Source organism: Tardiphaga sp. (genome assembly GCF_028290785.1).
Classification (GTDB): domain Bacteria; phylum Pseudomonadota; class Alphaproteobacteria; order Rhizobiales; family Xanthobacteraceae; genus Tardiphaga.
This window is the reverse complement of record NZ_JAQGJD010000059.1, coordinates 1-20,886: the sequence shown is the minus strand read 5'-3', so window position 1 is coordinate 20,886 and position 20,886 is coordinate 1. Positions and strand designations below refer to the sequence as shown.

The 20,886-nt window shown below is 60.0% G+C and carries 15 protein-coding genes and 1 pseudogene; 4 read left to right on the top strand and 12 right to left on the bottom strand.

The genetic code is table 11. The annotated features are described in order from the left end of the window. Positions 1-4: 4 nt before the first annotated feature. The 3 genes from JWR89_RS03400 to JWR89_RS03390 form a co-directional block, all read right to left on the bottom strand. Complete coding sequence (locus JWR89_RS03400; protein WP_299711826.1) at positions 5-1,999, bottom strand: PAS domain-containing protein; 1,995 nt, start codon at positions 1,997-1,999, stop codon at positions 5-7. 120 nt (positions 2,000-2,119) lie between these two features. Further along, complete coding sequence (locus JWR89_RS03395; RefSeq protein ID WP_299711824.1) at positions 2,120-2,761, bottom strand: response regulator transcription factor; 642 nt, start codon at positions 2,759-2,761, stop codon at positions 2,120-2,122. Between the two features lie 132 nt (positions 2,762-2,893). Beyond that, complete coding sequence (locus tag JWR89_RS03390; protein WP_299711822.1) at positions 2,894-3,640, bottom strand: HAMP domain-containing sensor histidine kinase; 747 nt, start codon at positions 3,638-3,640, stop codon at positions 2,894-2,896. 393 nt (positions 3,641-4,033) lie between these two features. Between JWR89_RS03390 and JWR89_RS03385 the strand changes: the two genes are divergently transcribed. The 3 genes from JWR89_RS03385 to JWR89_RS03380 all read left to right on the top strand — a co-directional run bounded on the left by JWR89_RS03385 (position 4,034) and on the right by JWR89_RS03380 (position 5,502). Next, positions 4,034-4,378, top strand: coding sequence for a response regulator (locus JWR89_RS03385; protein ID WP_299711820.1), 345 nt, complete (start codon positions 4,034-4,036; stop codon positions 4,376-4,378). Between the two features lie 86 nt (positions 4,379-4,464). After that, positions 4,465-4,644 (top strand): ATP-binding protein, encoded by a 180-nt coding sequence (locus JWR89_RS26280; RefSeq protein WP_366142962.1) that lies wholly within the window; start codon positions 4,465-4,467, stop codon positions 4,642-4,644. A gap of 438 nt (positions 4,645-5,082) precedes the next feature. Then, the gene (locus JWR89_RS03380) at positions 5,083-5,502 is read left to right on the top strand and encodes a gluconate 2-dehydrogenase subunit 3 family protein (RefSeq protein WP_299711819.1); all 420 of its coding nucleotides are present in this window, start codon (positions 5,083-5,085) and stop codon (positions 5,500-5,502) included. A 142-nt stretch (positions 5,503-5,644) separates the two neighbouring features. On the opposite strand, the gene JWR89_RS03375 is transcribed toward JWR89_RS03380, so the two are convergent. Continuing rightward, positions 5,645-6,028, bottom strand: a complete 384-nt coding sequence (locus JWR89_RS03375; protein ID WP_299711817.1) for a hypothetical protein — start codon at positions 6,026-6,028, stop codon at positions 5,645-5,647. Between JWR89_RS03375 and JWR89_RS03370 the strand changes: the two genes are divergently transcribed. Next, positions 6,027-6,863, top strand: coding sequence for an ABC transporter substrate-binding protein (locus tag JWR89_RS03370; RefSeq protein WP_299711815.1), 837 nt, complete (start codon positions 6,027-6,029; stop codon positions 6,861-6,863). The genes JWR89_RS03375 and JWR89_RS03370 overlap by 2 nt on opposite strands. A 28-nt stretch (positions 6,864-6,891) precedes the next feature. Here JWR89_RS03370 and JWR89_RS03365 read toward each other — a convergent pair. The 8 genes and pseudogenes from JWR89_RS03365 to JWR89_RS03330 all read right to left on the bottom strand — a co-directional run. Beyond that, positions 6,892-7,239, bottom strand: a pseudogene (locus JWR89_RS03365) (ABC transporter permease subunit); the annotation flags it as partial. 287 nt (positions 7,240-7,526) lie between these two features. Next, on the bottom strand, positions 7,527-8,432 hold the full coding sequence (locus JWR89_RS03360; protein ID WP_299711813.1) for an ABC transporter ATP-binding protein: 906 nt from the start codon (positions 8,430-8,432) through the stop codon (positions 7,527-7,529). Then, complete coding sequence (locus tag JWR89_RS03355; RefSeq protein ID WP_299711811.1) at positions 8,398-13,914, bottom strand: trifunctional serine/threonine-protein kinase/ATP-binding protein/sensor histidine kinase; 5,517 nt, start codon at positions 13,912-13,914, stop codon at positions 8,398-8,400. Before JWR89_RS03355 ends, JWR89_RS03360 begins: the two co-directional genes overlap by 35 nt. A gap of 1,366 nt (positions 13,915-15,280) precedes the next feature. Beyond that, positions 15,281-16,276 carry a dipeptide ABC transporter ATP-binding protein gene (locus JWR89_RS03350; protein ID WP_299711809.1) on the bottom strand — a complete coding sequence of 332 codons (996 nt, stop codon included), beginning with the start codon at positions 16,274-16,276 and terminating at the stop codon, positions 15,281-15,283. Continuing rightward, positions 16,273-17,262, bottom strand: a complete 990-nt coding sequence (locus JWR89_RS03345) for an ABC transporter ATP-binding protein (protein WP_299711807.1) — start codon at positions 17,260-17,262, stop codon at positions 16,273-16,275. Before JWR89_RS03345 ends, JWR89_RS03350 begins: the two co-directional genes overlap by 4 nt. An 11-nt stretch (positions 17,263-17,273) precedes the next feature. Further along, positions 17,274-18,191, bottom strand: coding sequence for an ABC transporter permease (locus tag JWR89_RS03340; RefSeq protein WP_299711841.1), 918 nt, complete (start codon positions 18,189-18,191; stop codon positions 17,274-17,276). Positions 18,192-18,193: 2 nt separating this feature from the next. Then, a complete protein-coding gene (locus JWR89_RS03335; RefSeq protein WP_299711805.1) occupies positions 18,194-19,135 on the bottom strand; it encodes an ABC transporter permease in 942 nt (313 codons plus the stop codon). A gap of 17 nt (positions 19,136-19,152) precedes the next feature. Beyond that, entirely contained in the window at positions 19,153-20,754 is a 1,602-nt protein-coding gene (locus tag JWR89_RS03330; RefSeq protein WP_299711803.1) for an ABC transporter substrate-binding protein, read from the bottom strand. Positions 20,755-20,886: the final 132 nt, after the last annotated feature.

The window sequence follows — 20,886 nt, the reverse complement described above, 5'->3', positions numbered from 1 at the left end:
GAGACTAGGCCTCAGATGGCTCTAGGTTCGCCTCCCCGATTGGCAGCATCATGCAAAAAACAGCACCCCGAGGTTCGTTCGGTTTTACCCATAGTCGTCCGCCGTGCGCGTCGACGATCGACCGGCAGATCGACAACCCGATGCCCAAACCGCTGGTCTTGGTCGTATAGAAAGCCTCGAACATACGCGTAATGCTCGCCGGAGACAGTCTCGGACCCGAATCGCTTACCGCGACAAGGACGCTGCCCGCTTCTGCCGCACTGGTGCTGATCTGCAACTCGCGCGATCCGTCACCGACCTCGCTCATCGCTTCAATAGCGTTCATGATCAGATTCAGTATCACCTGCTGCAGATGGACCCGGTCCCCCGAAACATGCGGCAGCCCCTCTGCCAGTTGCATCTTCGCGAAGATGCCATTGTCCGACATCGCGCCACGAGTCAGTCCAATAATCTCCAAAATTGCTTTGTTGACTTCTAGGCTTTCCTTCCGAACCGGCGCCTTCCTGGAGAAATCGCGAATCCGGCTCACAATATCGGCGGCCCGTTTGCCGTCGTTGATAACACGCTCGATCGACGTCTTGGCCTTTTCCAGATCCGGCGGTTGACGGGCGAGCCAGCGCAGAGCGGTTTCGGCATTCGTAAGCAGGGCAGCGAGAGGCTGGTTGACCTCGTGGGCGATCGAGGCTGTGAACTGCCCCATGGTGACCACGCGGCTCGCGTGCGCCAGCTCCATCTGAGCCTCGCGGAATCGCCGCTCGCTCTCAATCAACTCTCGCTCGGCCTGTTTGCGATCTTCGATGTCGTAGGTCGCAGCGTACCAGGCGATGACCTCTCCATCCCTCCGTAACGGCACACGTCGTGTAACGAACCAGCGGTATTCGCCATCGGCTCTTCGAAGGCGTACTTCCGACTCGAACGATTCGCCTGTAACAATCGCGACATCCCAGGCAGCTTCAAGTCGCGGAATGTCATCGGGATGCGTGATGATACTGGTGCGCGTGGTCCACTTCGTTGTCGTGAGGCCGCTGTAGGTGCGTCCGACTTCATTGACGAAATCGATAATCCCGTCGGCCCGATGACGAAGTACCAACACAGGTATCGTGTCGATTATTAATTGAAGTTCGTGTCTGGTCTTTGCGAGATCAGCTTCGCTGTTTCGCAGCGCATCTTCAGTCCGCTTCCTGTCATCGATATCGAATGCGATGGCATACCATTTGACTACTTCACCGGTCTCGCCACGCAGCGGTACGCGGCGAACGCGGTGCCATCTGTACTCTCCATCGGCCTTTCGCAGCCGTTGCTCCAGTTCGAATGGCTCGCCCGTCGCGATATGTTCGCGCCACTCGCGCTCGACCATCTCTTCGTCATCGGGATGTAGCGCGCTTCCCCAACGGCGGCCTCCGAAATTGTCCTGTGAAAGGCCGGTATATTCCCGCCAGTTCTTGTTGCGGAAATCCATGAATCCGTCGGGACGATACCGGGCGATCAGTGCCGGGACCGTGTCTACGGTTTGCCGAATCTCCCGTTCGGCTACTTGCGCTCTCGTTGCGGCCTCGCGGTGTTCGGCGTTTTCGACGCGCAGGATGTCGTTTTGTTCCTGCAGTTCCCCGATCATCATCTGCTGGTTGTTGCGCAGCAGTTGAAGCGAGGATGAGGTTCGTCTTTGGGCAGCAGAAAGCACCACTACAAGTACCGATGCGACGATAAACAGTCCCAGTCGGATAATTTCACTGGACGGGAGAAGGAAGGGATAGCCTGGTGAGAGCGAGGGATATTGGAGAGAAAGAAAGGTCAGCACCGAAGCAAGCACAGCCGGACCCGGACCTGCTACCAACGCCACAAACATGACGACGCAGAGAAACAGGGGCGCATGATCGGCGCCCCACGAAGGCAATACCGCAAATGCCGCCACGGCTGATATTGTCGCCGAGGCAAATGCAATCGCGTAGCTCACAATCAATGGCCACGTCAGGCTCCGCGAAGGAGCGGATGGCGTCATGATCACCTTCCTTCGCCTGCTCACCGTCGGTCCCGCCTGTGAGGAGACACTAAAGGCGATCGACAATGCGTGTGAACGGAACGTTCGTATTGCCGGAGGAGTGGACTGGCGGAGCTACGGCTATCGGCCGAGTTTCCGGAGGTTTGGTTTGAGAGCATCGGCCATCCGAACCAGTTCGGCATAGGTTCGCGCGCCCATTTTGTGCATGGCGGCACCTCGATGAATTTTGACGGTAATTTCGCTGATCCCGAGGTCGCCGGCTACCTGTTTGTTCATTTTACCGGTCGTGACTAGCAACATCACTTCCTGTTCGCGCGGCGAAAGCGTTTCGAATCGCTCTTTCAACTGCGAATCGTCGCTCTCGACGACCCGTCGCTGTCGATCGCGCTCGATGGCAGCCAGGACAGCATCAAGCATGTCCTGATCGCGAAACGGCTTGGGTAGGAAGTCGACGGCGCCGTGCTTCATAGCGTGAACGGACATCGGAATGTCTCCGTATCCGGTCATCATCACCACCGGAATTCCGACGCCGATCTGGGCCAGCCGGGTTTGAAACTCAAGGCCATTCATGTCCGGCAATCTGACATCGAGGACGATGCAGCCAGGCCGGTCCGAGAGGCTTGCCGAAAGAAAGTCCTTCGCCGTGGCATAGGTCTTGGTCTGAAGCCCGACCGAGTCGAACAGGCCCTCCAACGCCCCACACATGGAAGCGTCGTCGTCGACGACGTGCACAAGGGCCTTCTCGTTGGTAGCGGACTGCATGCCGTTTACTATGCCCGTGATCTTACGGACTGTTAGCACAACGTGAAGGGACACGGGATCACACCTATGTATAGGTCGGCGAGGCTGGTTCCCTGGCCGCGCGCACCTAAAAAGCCCAATTCTGGCACTACCTTAGCCTGCGCTTGCCGGTGCAGCCGGCGTGTAGATCGAGAACAGCGATCCTTCGCCTACGACCGATCGGACTTCGATCCGATGGCCAAGCACCTCGAGCGCACGACGGACGATAGAGAGCCCGATGCCCAATCCGTTGCTGCGTTCAGGTGCAAGACGCGTGAAGGATTCGAAGATTCGAGGCAATTGGTGTTCCGGAATGCCAATGCCGGTATCGTAAACATCGATCCTGATTTCGGGCCCTTTGCGGCGGCAGCCGATCAAAATGCGCCCTCCGGGCTCCGTATATCTGATCGCATTGGTCAACAGATTGCGGAGAATGCAACCGAGCAGCACCGGATTGCTCATCACAATGGCATTCGCTGTAAAGGTTCGAAGATCGATGCCCCGTTGGATGGCCGCATCTTCGTTTTCGTGTCGAAGCCGCCAGAACACAGGTCCAAGTCCGACAGGGGAGACCTCCAACGCATTGGCGCGTTCCGCCAGGTAAAAGGCATCCACCAGACAATTGAGTTGTTCGGTCAGCTTTGTAACCGCACGCTCGCCCCGGTCCAGCCATGCTTGCTGCGGCATTTGCTCCTGGCGCGAGCGTAACAGCGAGTAGGTCCCTTGAATGACCTGCAATGATTGACGGAGGTCGTGTCCTATCATGCCGACAAGCGTTGTTTGAAACTCCTGCGCGACGATCGCATTCAGGTCCCGATCCTGGATGTCCGGCGCGACGATGAAGCTCTCGACCGTCCTCATGTTGTCCCCCTGTTGGCTCTCGATGACGCCCGGCCATCAAAAACCGGTCGAGCGGATCTTGCCATCCTACGTTTCGGTGCAGTTGATCAGCTTATCGTATGATGATGGGGGGAGAGGTTTGCCGGACAGGGCGAGTAGGCCGTCGAATGGCCCTTCCGGATGATCCGGCCGGCGCCCAGATGGTCGCCCTCGGCGGGACCTCCCGGAACGGCATTGCTAGTATTTGGCCGAAAACCGTTGCCAATTTCGCTGTTCCCGCATCAATACGCCGCAGGCCTATAACACTCTTGTATAATTCCTGAGCAGCGCAGATGCATGCAAGAGTTGCGTTTCCCCGCTTCTTCGTTCAATTCGGGGCATGGATCCTGTGTGGCAAGACATCTCGAAATCGCAGTGATCGACGATGACGAGTCATTCCGAGTAGCACTCGTGGAATCGCTGTCCTCGCTCGGGTATGGATCCAGCGGATACACCTCCGCAGAGGACTATGTTCGTGTGATTGGGAGCAACTCAGTCAATTGCGTTGTGTCGGACATTCACATGCCCGGCATGAGCGGGCTGGACCTGATGAAGCACCTCGCCGCCCAGGGGTCGACGACCCCCGTCGTTTTGATCACGGCACGTTCAGATGCGAACCTCGAGGCCAAGGCAGCGATCGCGGGTGCCGTGTGCCTGCTCAGAAAGCCATTTGAAATAAACGAGCTAGTTGGGTGCATCGAAGGAGCCGTGAAAGGCTGAAGCGAAATTGTGACCGTATCAGCGCCGAATTTCCTTGGTATGAGGATTACGGCGAACGCGCCCTATGATGCTTTCCATCGATATTCATGCGATGGCGCTGCCAAAGCCAGTGGTTGGGCATGGGGTTGTCCATCTGCCGCTCGATCGTCGAGGCACATGGCGGCCGGCTCTGGGCAAAGCCGAACGAACCTTGCGGCGCCGTCTTTTGCATGATGCTGCCGGTCGGGGAGAAATGGAAACTTGCTGGTATTCCCGAACTCGCCTGAGGGCGCCGTGCTTCAAATGGTCCTGCACGCAAGTTCGACAACAGCGCCTGCATCTGTCTGACGGAAGAGCGGATGCATATTTTGCATTGTTCTGTGGGTCCGTCCCCTAACACCAGCGTATGGGCTGGACGAGGCCTGCGTTGAATGGAGGGGCGTAGTCCGGCGCGTTAGCGTCTCATATGTTGCTCTGTGCAGCTATGGTTCCGTCCCAGGCAGCTTGATGAAGCATGAGAGCGCGATTATGAATGACGTCACTTCCTCAGTATTGTCTCGGCGCTTGTTGCTCGCCTCGGCTACGGCTTTTGTTTTGGTTGGAGCAACTGTCGCACATGCGCGTACCCTCGCCGGTGGTCTGCCGTGGGAACCGGGGACCGCAAGGCCGCCAGCACCTGTTCGTCCGGGACCCTGGATGTTTTCACCTCGGATGAGGCCGCGCTGGTGGAAGCTGCGGTCGATCGTCTGATCCCCCGTGACGAACGCGGACTGGGCGGGAAGGACGCAGGTTGCGCGATTTTCATCCACCGGCAACTGGCCGGTCCATATGGCCACGCCGCCGGTCTCTACATGAGGCCGCCCTTCATGCCAGGCGCCGCCACGCAGGGTTATCAGATGCCGGATGCGCCGGCGGCGCGATACCGGGCCGGGCTGAAAGCGCTGGCCGATTATGTCAAGGCGACCTTTTCCGGCAGGTCCTTTTCGGAACTCGTGCCCGCGGACCAGGACAAGATGCTGGCAGAGCTTGAGACTGGATCGATCACATTGAAGGACGTCAAGGGTGCGGAGTTCTTCGCGCTGCTGCTGCAGAACACGCAGGAAGGCTTTTTGCCGACCCGATCAACGGCGGCAACCGCGACATGAGCGGATGGAAACTCGTCGGCTTCCCCCCGTGCGCGTTACGATTACCGCGACTGGGTCGATCGTCACAACGAAGTCTATCCGTTGCCGCCCGTCAGCATCATGGGCCGCGCCCTGCGCCGCATGGTCTGCCCCATATCCAACATTACTTCGCTGACGGACGCGAAGAAATGTAGGCCTCCATATATTCCGGTGCGGTGGCCTTCGTGATCTCGTCGTAACCGAGTTCGTGCGTGATATTGCCGTTGTGGTACAGGAAATCGGCCATCTCCTTGATCAACCTGACCAGGCCGGAATATTTCTCGCCGGCTTTCGGCTTCAACGCAAGGGGCGCCCCCTCAAGCGCTTCGCGCATGGGCATGTCGGAATTCTCCTCATCGGGCTGATTGGTCTGATGCTGGAACGCGGATTGACTTTGTTCGAACGGCGCTTCGTCCATTGGAGCGGCAAATAATCGGGCGCCGATCAATTTGCCGGCTGCGCAAGGTGAATTTCTGGCGACGCCTATCTGGCGGGCGGAGGAAAACATGAAACGACTTATATCTCTTGCATGTCTCGCGATGTTTTGTGCTTTCGTTGGCCTGATAAATACCGCCAAAGCCGAAACAAACGAGATTCGGATCGGGTGGCAGCCGGCCGCTTTCTTCGAATTTTTCTATGCTCAGCAGGAAAAGCTGTTCGAGAAGGCTGGCCTCAAACCAACCTTTGTGAAGTTCACCACGGGCCCTCCCATGCTTGCGGCGATGAAGGCCGGCGACATCGATGTCACCTTTGGAGGAATGCCTCCGTTTATCGCCGGGGTCTCCGAGGGAATGGATATCTCCGTCTTTTGCTTTCTCGAGGTGGGGAACACCTCGTTGATCATGCAATCTTCCGAGGAAATCACTTCGGCCAACCAGCTGGTAGGAAAGAAGATTGGCACGATTTTCGGCACCTCCGCGCACTGGACTTTGATGAAATATCTGAATGCCGAACGGATTCCGCTCAAGGACGTATCAATCGTGAACATGGGCATATCGAGCCTCATGCCCGCTTTCACCAACAAGGATGTCGACGGCATCTCCATTTATGAACCCTGGGGCTTCAAGTTAATGAGCGTCGGCGGAAAACCGTTCGGACCTTTCGTTGGTGCAAACGGTTACGAGCAGGCGGCGATCTATTGGGGACGCCGTGAATGGATGGCGAATAATCCGCAAACCATGAAGATGTTCCTTGCGGCGCTCGACGAGAGCGCCCGCGCGATTAACACGAAGCCGGAGGCTGGCGCCGAAGCTCTTGCTCGTTATGCCGGCATGGATCGGGCCGATGCGCTGAAAGTTCTGACCCTAGGTCGGGAATGCGGAAGAAGGTTCCCGCATCCATAATAAGGTAACCGAGCCCGGCCTGGGCGGCCACCAACTCCGCAGCGACAACTACCGCCCAGCTTAAGGCCAGAGCGACTTTCAAGCCAAGCATTACATAGGGGAGTGCCTCGGGAAGAATTACCGCATAGAACAGCCGAAAATTACTGGTGCCGAGCGTGCGTGCGACCCGGATCAGGTCCTGCGGGACAGCGCGCACGCCCGCGGCGGTGTTGAGCGCTACGTAAAGGAAGGACGCCAGGAATATCAGGACGATTTTGGAGAATTCGCCGATTCCGAACCACAGGATGACGAGCGGAATGTAGGCGATCGGCGGAATAGGACGAATGAAAGAAAAGAGTGGCGCCAGCGCGCTTGAGATTATCGAGCTGTAACCCATCGCCATTCCCACGCAGATGCCGACGATCGCGCCGGCAATGAAGCCGGCGCCCGTTCGGAAAAGGCTGGCGGCGATATGAACCCATAGCGAAGTGCCTCCATAGCCCTGCGTCGCGAGCAGATAAAGTCGGCGCAACAGCTCCAGAGGTCCGACGAAGCTGGAGTGCATGGTTTCCGTTTTGCTCGCCCAAATGGACCAGATGATCAGAAGCAACAACGTGGACAACGTCCCGACAAGTGCCGGTCGGATTTCCAAAGCCGCGATGATTTGCTTGAGGCGCGCGCGCATCACGGAAGCGCGCCCCGCATCCTGTTTGGATGCAGTTCGTCCCGGATCAACGCGAGGATACCCTCCTTGTTTTCCTGAAATGCCGCCGTCGTCCGCACTCGATAATCCGCGCGAGGCTGGGGCAAGTCGTTGGACAGGAGCGCCTTGGTCCGCCCCGGATTTGCCGACATTACGCAGATGCGGGTCGACAGGAAGATCGCCTCATCGACGTTATGCGTAATGAAGAACACGGTTTTTCGCGTGCGTTGCCAAATTTCGATTAGCTCTTCCTGAAGCACCTCGCGCATCTGGGAATCCAATGCCGCGAACGGCTCGTCCATGAGCAGGATCTTTGGATCCGCCGCGAGCGCCCGCGCAATCGCCACCCGCTGCTTCATCCCGCCGGACAATTGATAGGGATAGTGGTGCCGAAAGTCCTGCAAACCGACCAGATTGAGATATTGAAGCGCCACCTCCGCCCGTTCAGCCTTTGGAAGCTTGCGATGGTGAAGGGCGAATTCGACGTTCTTCAATACGCTTAGCCAGCGGAACAGCGCATAACTTTGGAAGATGACACCGCGATCCGGACCCGGACCAGAAACGGGTTTGCCGAAAATCGCGACGTCGCCGGCCTTGGCTTCGATGAAGCCGCCGACGATGTTCAACAATGTGGTCTTGCCGCAGCCGGAAGGACCAAGCAGGGTGAAGAACTCACCTGTCTTGATCTGGATGTTGACGTCGCTCAATGCTTGCGTCCGGCCCGACGGCCCGTCGAACCAGTGACCCACCCGATCCAAACTCACCGCAATGTCGTCGGGACTCGGCGCGGCCGTCTCAAGCGTTGCGCTCTTTCGGGTAAAATCCGGCAACCGGTCGATCTCCTGAAGACGCTTACACTTTAAGGCCGGCAAAGCGGATGCCGTCAAGATTGGAATCCCCGATCGGCAGCATCATGCAAAACACGGCGCCGTAAGGTTGGTTCGGCTTTGCCCATAGCCGCCCGCCATGCGCCTCGACGATCGAGCGGCAAATCGACAAACCCATCCCCAGGCCGCCTGACTTGGTCGTATAAAACGCTTCAAAGACGCGCTCGGGATTGGCGTCGGGCAGACCATTGCCGGAATCGCTTACCGCGACAAGAACGCCGTCCGCCTCGGCCTTGCTCGTGCTGATCAACAACTCGCGCGGTCCCTCGCCAGCCTCGCCTATCGCTTCGATGGCATTCATGACCAGGTTCAGGACCACCTGTTGCAATTGAACTCTGTCACCAAAAATATTCGGCAGGCCCTCTGCCAGTTGCATCCTGGCCAAAACGCCTCGGTCGGACATTGGGACACGGGCCAGTCCTACAATCTCCAAAATTGCTTCGTTGATTTCCAACTCTTCCTTCCGCGCCGGCGTCTTTTTGGAGAAATCACGAATCCGGCTCACAATATCGGCGGCCCGCCTGCCGTCGCCGATAATACGGTCGATCAACGGCCTGGCCTTGTCCAGATTTGGCGGCTGACCGGCGAGCCAGCGCACGGCGGTTTCGGCATTCGTAAGCAGCGCAGCGATAGGCTGGTTGACTTCGTGGGCAATGGAGGCCGAGAGTTGACCCATTGTCGCTACACGGTTCGCATGCGCCAGCTCTGCCTCGGCGCGCTTTCGCTCGCTCAGGTCGACGACGAAGGCAGCGCCCTGCTGTCGGAGTTCGCCGAAGATTGCCCCGCCAAAAAGCACGGGCACGCGGCTGCCGTCTTTCCGAAAGAAATCCTTCTCGCTGGGTTTCCAGGTTCCGGTAGAAATCAGTTCCGCCGAAAGCCGTTCCTCGGCTCCGGCCCATTCGGGAGGGGTCAAGCCGGTAAAGCTCAGGCGACCCGAAATGACGTCATCACGGCTATAGCCCACGATGGCGAGAAACGCGTCGTTGGCCTCCACGATACGACGGTCGAGATCAAAGATGCATATCCCGATGATATTGGAATCGACGAGGCGTCGAACCTTCGCTTCACGTTCCTGGAGATCGCCAAAGAGACGGGTGTTTTCCAGAGAGATAGCGGCCTGCGAGCCCAAAAGCTCAAGAAGCCTCGCGCGATCCGGCGTGAAGACGTGCGTCGCCAGTGCGTTCTCCAGGTAAAGCAATCCGACCAGCGCGCCCTGACGAATGAGTGGGAGGCAAAAGATCGATCGTTGTCGCCGAACACTCAGATATGGATCTTCGGAGAACAGATTTTGCTTGGCCGCATCGTCAAGGATCACGCTTTCCTGCGTTCTCATAACGTAGCGGATGATGGCTTCGGGGACGGCCGGAGCGGCAGCGGCGCCGTAATGCAGGACGATTTGGTCGCCATCCGCACGCGCCTCGGCCTCAATGCGGTAATCACTCTCGTGTGGCAGGATCAGCAAGCCACGATCGGCCCCCGCATTCTGCACGGCGATGGTCATGAGCCGCTCGATCAAACGGGGCAGCAGCATTTCGCTGGACAGTGCTTGTGACGCCTTCACAACGGCGGCGACGTCGAGTTGTTGATCCGGCGACGTTGCCTCTGTGTTCTCGCTGCGCGGATCGGTCCTCACCAGTTGCGGATAGCGGGCCTCAAGTTGCCGCACCTTGCCATCGGCGCCCCAGCCCAAATATCCGTCGCGGGCTCTCGCGAGATACATTTCCGCGATGTCGTCGAAGCCGCGCGCGGCGTAGAAACGCGCGGCCACCTCGCAGGCAAGCGCCTCATTGTGGACAAAGCCGCTGGCGCGGGCCGAGCGGATGGCCTGTTCGTATAGGCGCTTGGCATCAGGGTCACGATTTTCGAGGCGGGCAAGCTCAGCACCAACCAGTGCGGCGCGATTCTCGAAATTTTCGGGGCACTGCTCAGCCCAGATCTGGAGTTGCCGGTGGTGCGCCTTCAAGGCGTCCAGACGCGTTATCTGCCGGTCGAGTCGAGCATCATCGACGGCCCCGACCGACCCCGCCAGTGCCAGTGCAGCATAAAAGTGGTACTCGGCACGGTCGACCAACGATGGCCCCTGGATCTGGGCCTGCCCCTTGACCGCCGCATCTAGCGCGGAAGCATAGTCTTCAGCGAAGACGCACGCCTGTAGTTTCCGGGTCCAATATTGGTATCCGGGATTCGTCAGATTTGGGTTTGCTTCGAGGTACTGCTCGTAGTCGCTTTCGTTGACCTCTGTATTATCGAACAATCTAAGACCGGGCGACAGGCCCCTGAGCCTCCTGGCCAGGTAGAATTTGTTAAGAATGATGGCAAAGACGAAGCCTGAGCCAGTCTTCTGCGCGAAGTCGAGGCCTTCTGCTGCCTCCCGTTCTACTTCGGCAAGAGGCTCACCAGAGGCGATTGAACACTTGAGGGCGTAAGATCGGCAATGGCTGCCATAGAGAACGTCGCCAATTTTATCTGTTTCATGCCAGGCTTGCAGAATGAGCGATCGGCCAAATCGAGCGCCCTGCATCAAGGGGCTGATGGCTCCCCCGACGCGGAGATAGACGCGGGCCTTGAAGGCATTCAATCCCCGCTTGTCCACCAGATCGAGGCTAAGCTGGGCAAAGCGCTGCGCCGTGGTGTGGTCGCCGAAGTCAGTGGCCAAGGCCAGCGTAGCATAGCCGACGCAAGATTCATTGCAGTTGCCATACTCTAGGCTGAGGTTCACCATCCGCGTGACCAGTAGACCGTTGAGGTTGGGGTCCGTGTAGTTGCCGGACGGCAAGAGCTTGGACAAGACATTCATAGTCGCAAGCGTGCCGGCGTCATTCATCAGAGGAAGGTCTATCAGTTCCTCGATCGCGCGGATTCCAAGCCGTTGCCGTAGCCGCCCGTACTCCTTCTGCAGGTCGTCATCGGTGGGATGAGGCGACCATTCGATACCAACCTGCCGGAGATACTCGAGGCCGACTTCAATGAAGCGTTCCGACCGAGCGAGCATGATGTAGACTTCCAGGCGCAGAGAGGTGACGGCGGCCAGATCGAGGAGGTTCTCTGTACGGCTCGAAAGCATCGACAGCCGCTTTTCCGCATTCTCCAAATCGTTGGTCAAGAATTCGCACTCGGCGCGGTGAAGCTCGAGTTCGAAAGTGAGCGGGTACTGCCGGATCCAACAATCTTCCGCCAGTTGGGCGCGGCCGCCGGCCAGATGGGTCAACGCCGATGAATAGGCAGCCGCGCTCTTGGCGCGTTTGCCCGCAGTCAGATTGAGCTGCGCCAGTTGGTCGCGTTCGGCTTGCGAGACGATCAACGCGGTGCTTCGGTTGAACTGACTTACAATCTCGAAAATTATCTCTTCGCGCTTGTCGGGTGGCGTATGTGCGAGCAGCAGCCGGCCGATCCGCAGGTGAGCTTCGGCGCGTGCGTCCTCAGGGATCAGCGAATAGGCCGCTTCCTGGATGCGGTCATGTTGGAACGCATAGGAGTCGTCCGAACGGAGCACGAGCCCGGCTCGAACGGCCTCCCAGAGGCTGTCATGAAGATCTTCCTGCGATATCTCGCAGACCGTGCCAAGGAGCGCGAACACCGCACCGGAGCCGACGCAGGCAAGCTGGCAAACCGTCGTTTGCGTTTCCGCCGGCAAACGACCGATTTTACCGACCATGAGATCGACCACGTTGTCGGTGTAGCGCTTGGCGTGGATGTAATCGAGATCCCAAGACCATCGCGCATCCGCGTGATCCAAGACCAGAAGCGCTTCATCCGCGAGCGCCGAGAGAAACTGGATAGCAAAAAATGGATTGCCGCCGGTCTTCTCGTGCACCAGCTGCACGAGTGGGTTAGCGCGCTTCCTCTCGCAGCGCAGGGAGTCCGAGATCAACTGTCCGAGGTCGTCATGGGTCAAAGGCGCCAATACGATATCTTGTACGGTCGGGCCCGCTCGACGGATCGCATCCAGCCTGCGCAAGAGTGGGTGCGCAGCATCGACCTCGTTGTCTCGATAGGCGCCGATCAGCAGCAGATACCGAACGTCCGATTGCGTCAGAAGACCTTCGAGCAGATCGAGCGTGGCGGCATCGAGCCATTGCAGATCGTCGAGGAAGAGCGCCAGTGGATGCTCGGGGCGTGCGAAGACGCCAATGAACCGCCGCAGCAGCATCTGAAAGCGGCGCTGCGAATCCTGCGGTGGTAGATCGGAGACCGGCGGCTGTTTGCCGATAACGAGTTCGAGCTCGGGGATAAGGTCCACGATCAAGAGCCCGTTCGGACCCAGCGCCTCGCGCAGGGCATCCCGCCAGCTTTGCAGCTCCCTCTCGCTCTTGCTCAGGATCTGCCGGACCAGAGTTTGAAAGGCCTGCGCCAAGGTGGCGTAAGGGATGTCGCGCATGTGCTGATCGAACTTGCCGGCGGCGAAGAGGCCGCGCGGCGGAACCAGGACCTTGTGGAGTTCATGCACAACCGAGGACTTGCCGATGCCGGAATATCCGGAGATGAGAATCAATTCCGGCGTTCCGGTCGCGACAACATGTTCGAATGCGCCGAGCAGGGCGGCGACCTCTTGATTGCGTCCGTATAGTTTCTCGGGGATCAGCAGCCGATCCGTAAAATCATGCTCCGCGAGCGGAAATGGGTCGATCCGGCCCCGCGCTTCCCATTCGGCGCCGCATCGTCGAAGATCATGTTCGAGGCCGGCGGCGGTCTGGTAACGCTCCTCGGCGGTCTTGGCGAGCAGCTTCATGACAAGCTGGGAAATCGGCGCCGGGATGGTCTCCAGCCGCTGGTGCGGCGGCATCGGCGTTCTGGCGATGTGACAATGGACCCATTCCAAGGGATCATGAGCGCTGAACGGCAGCGTGCCCGTTAGCATCTGGTAGAAGGTGACGCCGAGGGAGTAGAGGTCGCTTCGAGAATCGATCGTGCGGTTCATCCGGCCGGTCTGTTCCGGTGCCATATAGGGGAGCGTGCCCGCGATGAACTCGGGCGGTGAGGGCGCCTGCCGCTCTCGTGGAAGGCGTGATGCGATTCCGAAGCCGGTAAGCCATACCTCCCCACTCGCCGGGTTCATCAGAATATTGGGAGGCTTGATGTCTTTGTGGATCAGGCCGTGCTGGTGCACCTTGCCAAGGGCCGCGGCAACGCCAACGGCGAGGCGCAGGAAATGTCCCAACTCCATCGGCGTGCCGAGCAGCCCGCCGAGCAACTCGCCGCCCGGATCCTCGAACACCAGAACGGCCTGACCACGGTCTCGCTCAAGTTCAAGCGGTCGCACCGCCCACGTGCGGTCCAACTGATCCTTAAGCGAGTATTCGTGGGCAAGGCGACCAAGGGTGGCAGATGTCGGTTGCTCCGAGGCTGGGAGCATGACGAGCACGCCATTGCGCTTACCTTCTGAGGTGTCACGCCACCCTCTGCAGAAGGCGAGCCCACCATCCACCGACAAGACCTGAAGGCCACCAAGTCCGCTCGCGCTGAATCGAGAAGACAGCTCCATCGCAAACCTCACCGTTGAGCCGGGAGCTGGCCGACGCTTCTTTGCCTCGGTCCTCGGTCACCTCAAGATTAGCACGGTTGCGCACGCTCTTGGAAGCTGTGCGCCGTCGTAAGGGGTGCCTCAAATTCAGAACATGGAACGGGCTCTAGGCCGTTATCAGCGACCACGCAGATGGGAAGGTCCCACAGAATTGTTATTGACGGCGGTGAAGAGGTTGTAGTCCCCAAGAGGGTAAGTCTTGCTAATTATTCAAGCGACCACTTCCAGCGGCAGGCAGGTCCACCGAGGCACCCGGCGAGCGCTCGTGCATCTCGATATCCCGCTTGGTGGCTGCTCGACATTTCTCGATGGCGTACCGATGGTACTCGACGGCGTCGTGATTCCCCAAGACCAGCGCGTCTGAACGCGGGCGTAGCAAAGCAGTTCGACAATGGGTGAAGTGTGATGACATCAGAGCATGCGGTAGAATTCGTAGAACAAAGCCGCCTGATCAGGCTGCTGGGGACCCATCATCGATTCAGCCTCCGCCGCCGATATCGACAATGAATCAGCGATCGCGCTCGGCTTCAACTAGGGTTTTTCAACAAAATCGGCGCAAAGCGGACCATGATCGTGAGATCGTCATCCGCTTCTTGACGTGCATCGCATGGACCCGCAGCGAGGCCTCCCAATGCGAGGCGGATTCTGGACTTCGACGTGTTTGGCGGGGAACTCCCGATACGCCACTCCGGCGAGCGCCACGGCGTCTTTTTGGGTCAGGGCCGCGATCGGCCGGACGTCGGAGGCCTCTGGGTCCGCTGGCCTCTCGCCAAGGCGTCCATGTGGGCCTCCCAGACGAATTCGAGCGCGGCGCTCTTGGCGCCACACCGCATGGCGGCGACGCGCTTGTCGTTCGTCTCTAGGAAACGCCAGACCTCGGCGCGACCGGCGATGTGCCGGTAGCACCCTCACCAATAATAGACGCTGTGTGCTAGCTTTCTTGCGGTAACATGAGCACAAGAGGATACTAAGGATCCGCTAAAAATCCCGATCACTCGGTAACGGACCTTAACAATTTCAGTGATGCGACCGAGCCTACGAATCTAGGGGGCAGAGGTTCCAATCCTTTCGGGCGCGCCAAATTGCTCATCTTACAACGCGGTAGGCAGACCAGACTGTGACTTCAGTTCTGATTCATTGCCGCGGGTAACAATTGGGCGAAAATTTCTACACGCGCTTGAGCTGGCGCTCACAATGCAAGTCGGTGCCGCGAGGTAGGCGATCGCCCGGTCCGTCGGAAATTGCCCCGGTGAGCAGGAGTCGGAACGGCGACGCGATCGAAGCGCTGCATCGTGTCACCCTCCGGTACGGCGGCGCATGACTTGAACTACAGAGCGGGCCCCGATTTTTCGGGCACCGCTTCGAGATGACACGCGACCCACTGACCGTCGCCGGTCGATCGAAGCTCCGGTTCGTCGATCCGGCAGCGATCGAACACGCTGGGACAGCGGGTGTGGAAACGGCATCCGCTGGGTGGATTGATCGGGCTCGGCACGTCGCCCTTGAGGATGATCGGGTTGCGGGCCGCGCCCGGATCCGGCAACGGCACCGCCGAGAGCAGCGCGCGGGTGTAGGGATGTTTAGGCGCGGTGAATATCTGCTGCCGGCCGGCCATCTCGACGATTTTGCCGAGATACATGACCGCGACACGGTGCGTCATGTGCTCGACAACAGCGAGATCGTGGCTGATGAACAGCAGCGCGAGGCCGAACTGCTGCTGCAGGTCCTGCAGCAGGTTGACGATCTGCGCCTTGACCGAGACGTCGAGCGCCGAGACCGCCTCGTCGCAGACGATCAGTTCGGGTTCCGCCGCCAATGCCCGGGCAATGCAGATGCGCTGGCGTTGACCGCCGGAGAATTCGTGAGGCCGGCGGTTCAGCGCATCGCGTGGCAGGCGCACGGTGTCCATCAGTGCCGCGACCTTGGCCTCGAGTTCGGCGGAGGTTTTTGCGAGGCCAAAATTGCGGATCGGCTCGGCCAGGATGTCGCGCACGCGCATCCGCGGATTGAGGCTGGAGAACGGATCCTGGAATACCACCTGCACGCGGCGACGCATGCTGCGCAAGCTTCCGGGGGGAAGGTCGTCGATCCGCTGGCCGTCCAGCACCAACTGGCCGGCGGTGATGTCGAACAGTCGCAGGATGGCGCGACCGACCGTCGACTTGCCGCAGCCGGACTCGCCCACGAGCGACAGGGTTTCGCCACGCGCGACTTCAAAAGACACGCCGTCCACGGCATGGACAACGGCCTTGCGGCTGAACATGCCGCCGCGGACCGGAAAATGCTTCTTGAGGTCGTTGACCTGGAGCAGGGGGCCGCTCATGCCGCGACCGCCACTTTCGACGCGTAATGGCAAGCGGCAATATGACGGGGCGCCTTCTCCTCGAGACCGGGCGCCACCGTGCGGCAGAGATCGGTTACCAGCGGACAGCGTCCGGCAAACACGCAGCCCTCAATGCGCGCCTTCAGGCTCGGCACCTGGCCAGGAATTTCGGCGAGGCGCCTGGCTGCGCCCGACAGCGAGGAACCGAGCCTGGGCACCGCGCCGAGCAGCCCCTGCGTGTAAGGATGCCGGGGCGAGCGGAACAGGTCGGCCACCGGCGCCTCCTCGACCTTGCGGCCGGCATACATCACCATGACGCGCTCGGCGACTTCGGCGACCACCCCGAGATCGTGGGTGATCAGCACGATCGCCGCGCCTACGCGGCGCTTGAGATCCAGCATCAACTGCAGGATCTGCGCCTGGATCGTGACGTCGAGTGCCGTGGTCGGCTCGTCGGCGATCAGGAGTTTGGGATTGCAGGCGAGCGCCATCGCGATCATCACGCGCTGGCGCTGGCCGCCGGAGAGCTGGTGCGGATATTCGCGCACGCGCCGCGCCGGTGCCGGGATGCCGACCAGGGTCAGCATCTCCACGGCGCGCGCCTCTGCGGCCTGTTTATCCAATCCCTGATGCATTCGCAGCGTCTCGCCGATCTGGCGGCCGACGGTCAGCACCGGATTGAGGCTCGTCATCGGCTCCTGGAAAATCATCGAAATGTCGTTACCGCGGATGGCGCGCATCTCGCGTTCGGAGAGTCGCAGCAGATCGGTGCCCTGGAAACGGACGGAGCCCGCGATCTTTCCCGGGGGCTCGGGAATGAGCCGCAGCAGCGACATCGCGGTGACCGACTTGCCGCAGCCGGATTCACCGACGATGGCCAGCGTCTCGCCCTCATCGACATGGAACGAAACACCGTCGACCGCGCGGTTGATGCCGTCGGGGGTCCGGAAATGAGTCTGCAGGTTCTCGACTTCGAGCAATGCCATCTACCGACTCTCTAAAGATTCTTGGCCATGCGCGGATCGAGCGCGTCACGCAGGCCGTCACCGAGCAGGTTGACGGCGAGCACGGCGATCGACAGGAACGCGGCGGGGAAGAACACGATGAATGGTTTGACCTGCCATAGCGCCCGGCCTTCGGCCATGATGTTGCCCCAGGACGGAATGGTGGGCGGCGTGCCGGCACCGATGAAGGAGAGGATGGACTCTACGATCATGGCGCTGGCGCAGATGTAGGTTGCCTGAACCATCATCGGCGCCATGGTGTTGGGGAGGATGTGACGCAGGATGATCATCGGTGTTCGCGTGCCGGACGTCACGGCCGAGTCCACATAGGGTTGCTCGCGGAGCGACAGCACGACGCTGCGCACGAGACGCGTCACGCGCGGAATTTCAGCGATCGTGATCGCCACGATGACGTTGCCGACGCTGCCCCGCGTCACCGCCATCAGCGCGACGGCGAGCAGGATCGGCGGTATCGACATCAGCCCGTCGATAAACCGCATGATGATGCCGTCGGCCCAGCGTACGAAACCCGAGACCAGCCCGATGGCGAGACCGGCAAGCGTGGCCAGTGTTGCCACCGAAAGGCCCACGGTTAGAGAGACCCGCGTTCCGTAGAGCACGCGTGAATAGATGTCGCGGCCCAGCATGTCGCTGCCGAACCAGAATTCCGCCGATGGCGCGCGCGTGCGCCTGGCAGGCGCCAGCGCCGTCGGATCGACGGTCCCGAGATAGGGCGCGAAGATCGCGATCAGCACGAGGCAGAGCAGCAATGCGCCGCCGATCGCCACCGTCGGATAATTGCGCAGGAAGCCGAGGAAACCGCGCCGGATTTTAACTGGCCGCAGTAGATCCGGCAATTGCGGCGCAATCGCAAGGCCCGGCGGTATCGATATGGTGCGGGTGGTCGATATGCTCAATAGCGGATCCTCGGATCGACCAGGGTGTAGGTGACATCGACCAGCAGATTGACCAGCACGTAGACGAAGCTGAACAACAGCACGATGCCCTGGATAACTGGATAGTCGCGGCGCAGGATCGCGTCGATCGTCAACCGGCCAAGGCCGGGGATCGCGAACACGCTTTCGGTCACCACCGCGCCGCCAATCAGGAGCGCAATGCCGATACCGATTACGGTCACGATCGGAACGGCTGCGTTTTTAAGCGCGTGAACGAACAGGATGCTGCGCTGGTCCAGGCCCTTGGCGCGCGCGGTGCGGATGTAATCCTGCTGCAGCACCTCGAGCATCGAAGCCCGGGTAATGCGCGCGATCAGCGCGATGTACACGCTGCCGAGCGCGATGGACGGCAGGATCAGGTTCTGCAGCCACGGCCAGATGCCCTGGGCCAGCGGCGTGTAGCCCTGCACCGGCAGCCACTCGAACTGCAGCGCGAACACATAGGCCAGCACGTATCCGACCACGAAGACCGGAAGCGAGAACGAAAACACGGCAAAGGCCATGATGCTGCGATCGATCCAGCTTCCCGCCTTCCACGCCGCCATCACGCCAAGCGGCACGGCAATCAGAATGGTCAGCACCAGGGTAATCGCCATCAGCGACAGCGTCGGTTCGATACGCTGCGCGATCAATGATGCGACCGGCATGTTGGTGAAAATCGAGGTGCCGAGATCACCATGCAGGATCCCCCAGAACCAGGACCCGAACTGGACCAGAAACGGTCGGTCAAGGCCGAGGCCTTGCCGAATCCGCTCGATGTCGGCGGGGCTTGCCTGATCGCCGGCGATCACCGCCGCCGGGTCGCCCGGCGTGATGTAGAGCAGGCTGAAGACAAACATCGCTACAATGCCCATGACGGGCAAGGTCGAGAAAATACGCCGCAGGATATACGAGAGCATATGTAATTACCGCCCGATCATGCGGTCTTCGACACGCCCCAAAAGAAGGGCAGCGGTCCTTTCACGATGCCGGAAACGTTTTTGCGCCATGCCGTGTAGCCCAGGAAGAAGCCGGTCGGCGCATAGATCACGTCTTCGAGTGCCGCCTTGTTGAGGCGGGCGATGGCGGCCTTTTCCTCATCGAGATTCTTGGCCTCGTACCATGACGTGATTTCCTTTTCCGAGGTCGGGCTGTCGGGCCAGCCGAACCACGCCTTATCGCCATTGGCGCGAATCGCGTTGTATCCGGCGGGGCTGAGGCAATCCGCGCCGGCATGCCAGGTGTGAAACATGTTCCAGCCCCCTTGCCCCGGCGGCGTTTTCAGGGCGCGGCGCGAACCGACCGTGCCCCAGTCGGTGGCGACGAAGTCGACATTCATCCCCAGCTGTTTCAGCAGATCCGCGGTGACATCGCCCTGCGCCTTGGTGATCGGTTGATCCTGCGCCACCACGCAGGTGACCGGTTCGCCCGCATAGCCGCTCTCTGCCAGCAACTTCTTAGCTGCCACCAGATCACGCTTGCCTTTCAGAATCTCGCCACCTGCCTCGGTGTAGAGCGGTGTGTCCGGCGTGAAAAAACCAGGCAGCGGCTTCCAAAGCGCAGTGTCGTCGCCGACCAGCGCCCGCATGTAGTCTTCCTGGCTCAGTGCCATCAGTACAGCACGCCGTGCCTTCACATTGTTGAAGGGTGCAAAAAGATGGTTCATCCGGAACGCACCGACATTGCCGAGGGCGTCGCCGATATCGACACTGATATTGCGGTTCTTCTTGAGCAACGGCACCAGATCGGGGATCGGCGTCTCCCACCAATCGACCTCGCCGTTCTGCAGTGCGGCCGCGGCCGTCGCCGGATCCGGGATCACCACCCACTCGATGCGATCGACCAGCATCTGCTTGCCGCCGGCGAGCCATGACGCCTTCTCTTGCCGCGGCACGTAATCGCCGAATTTCTCGAATACCGCCTTGGCGCCGGGCACCCACTCGCTCTTCGCGAACTTCATCGGACCCGAGCCGACATAGTCGCCGATCTGCTTGAACGGGTCGGTCTGCGCCAGACGCTCCGGCATAATAAAGGCGCAGGGCGCATTGTTCTTGCCCAGCGCCAACAGCATTTTCGGATAAGGCACCTTCAGCGACCATTTGAACGTCTTGTCGTCGACCGCGGTGAGTTCGTTCTGGATCGCCTTGATCATCAAGCCCATGGTATCGCGCGCCGACCAGCGCGTCAGACTCGCCACCACATCCTTGCTCAGCACCGGCTCGCCGTCGTGGAATTTCAAGCCTGGCCGGAGCTTGAAGGTCCAGACCAGGCCGTCATCGGACACCTGCTCGGACTCGACCATCTGGCGCTGCGGCACCAGCGCTGAGTCGAGGCCGTAAAGCGTGTCCCACACCAAAGCTGCGGCGTTGCGCACGACATACTGGGTTCCCCAGATCGGATCGAAATTGGCGAGATTGGCCTGCGGCACAAAACGCAGGGTCTTGGCCGAAGCATTTTGCGAAAGCGCGGGCATCGCAAACCCGGTCGCAGCCAGGCCGCCGACCCCGGCCAATCCCTTCAATACATTCCTGCGATCCATGGGTCTCTCCAGATTCAAGTTGCTCCCGCGGCTCTTCCGTCATCTTTTGCCGAGGGTTCGACGTCAAATGAGGTGATGCGGGCCAGTGAGATCGACGGCGATCTGCAACTTTGCTTGCAATCGGTATGCCAC

Excerpts from the sequence above, each read along its gene's own strand:
- JWR89_RS03400 (WP_299711826.1), bottom strand. The coding sequence starts at position 1,999 with ATGACGCCATCCGCTCCTTCGCGGAGCCTGACGTGGCCATTGATTGTG.
- JWR89_RS03375 (WP_299711817.1), bottom strand. The coding sequence starts at position 6,028 with ATGTTTTCCTCCGCCCGCCAGATAGGCGTCGCCAGAAATTCACCTTGC.
- JWR89_RS03370 (WP_299711815.1), top strand. The coding sequence starts at position 6,027 with ATGAAACGACTTATATCTCTTGCATGTCTCGCGATGTTTTGTGCTTTC.
- JWR89_RS03330 (WP_299711803.1), bottom strand. The coding sequence starts at position 20,754 with ATGGATCGCAGGAATGTATTGAAGGGATTGGCCGGGGTCGGCGGCCTG.
- JWR89_RS03335 (WP_299711805.1), bottom strand. The coding sequence starts at position 19,135 with ATGCTCTCGTATATCCTGCGGCGTATTTTCTCGACCTTGCCCGTCATG.
- JWR89_RS03390 (WP_299711822.1), bottom strand. The coding sequence starts at position 3,640 with ATGAGGACGGTCGAGAGCTTCATCGTCGCGCCGGACATCCAGGATCGG.
- JWR89_RS03395 (WP_299711824.1), bottom strand. The coding sequence starts at position 2,761 with ATGCAGTCCGCTACCAACGAGAAGGCCCTTGTGCACGTCGTCGACGAC.
- JWR89_RS03350 (WP_299711809.1), bottom strand. The coding sequence starts at position 16,276 with ATGAGCGGCCCCCTGCTCCAGGTCAACGACCTCAAGAAGCATTTTCCG.
- JWR89_RS03355 (WP_299711811.1), bottom strand. The coding sequence starts at position 13,914 with ATGGAGCTGTCTTCTCGATTCAGCGCGAGCGGACTTGGTGGCCTTCAG.
- JWR89_RS03345 (WP_299711807.1), bottom strand. The coding sequence starts at position 17,262 with ATGGCATTGCTCGAAGTCGAGAACCTGCAGACTCATTTCCGGACCCCC.
- JWR89_RS26280 (WP_366142962.1), top strand. The coding sequence starts at position 4,465 with ATGCGATGGCGCTGCCAAAGCCAGTGGTTGGGCATGGGGTTGTCCATC.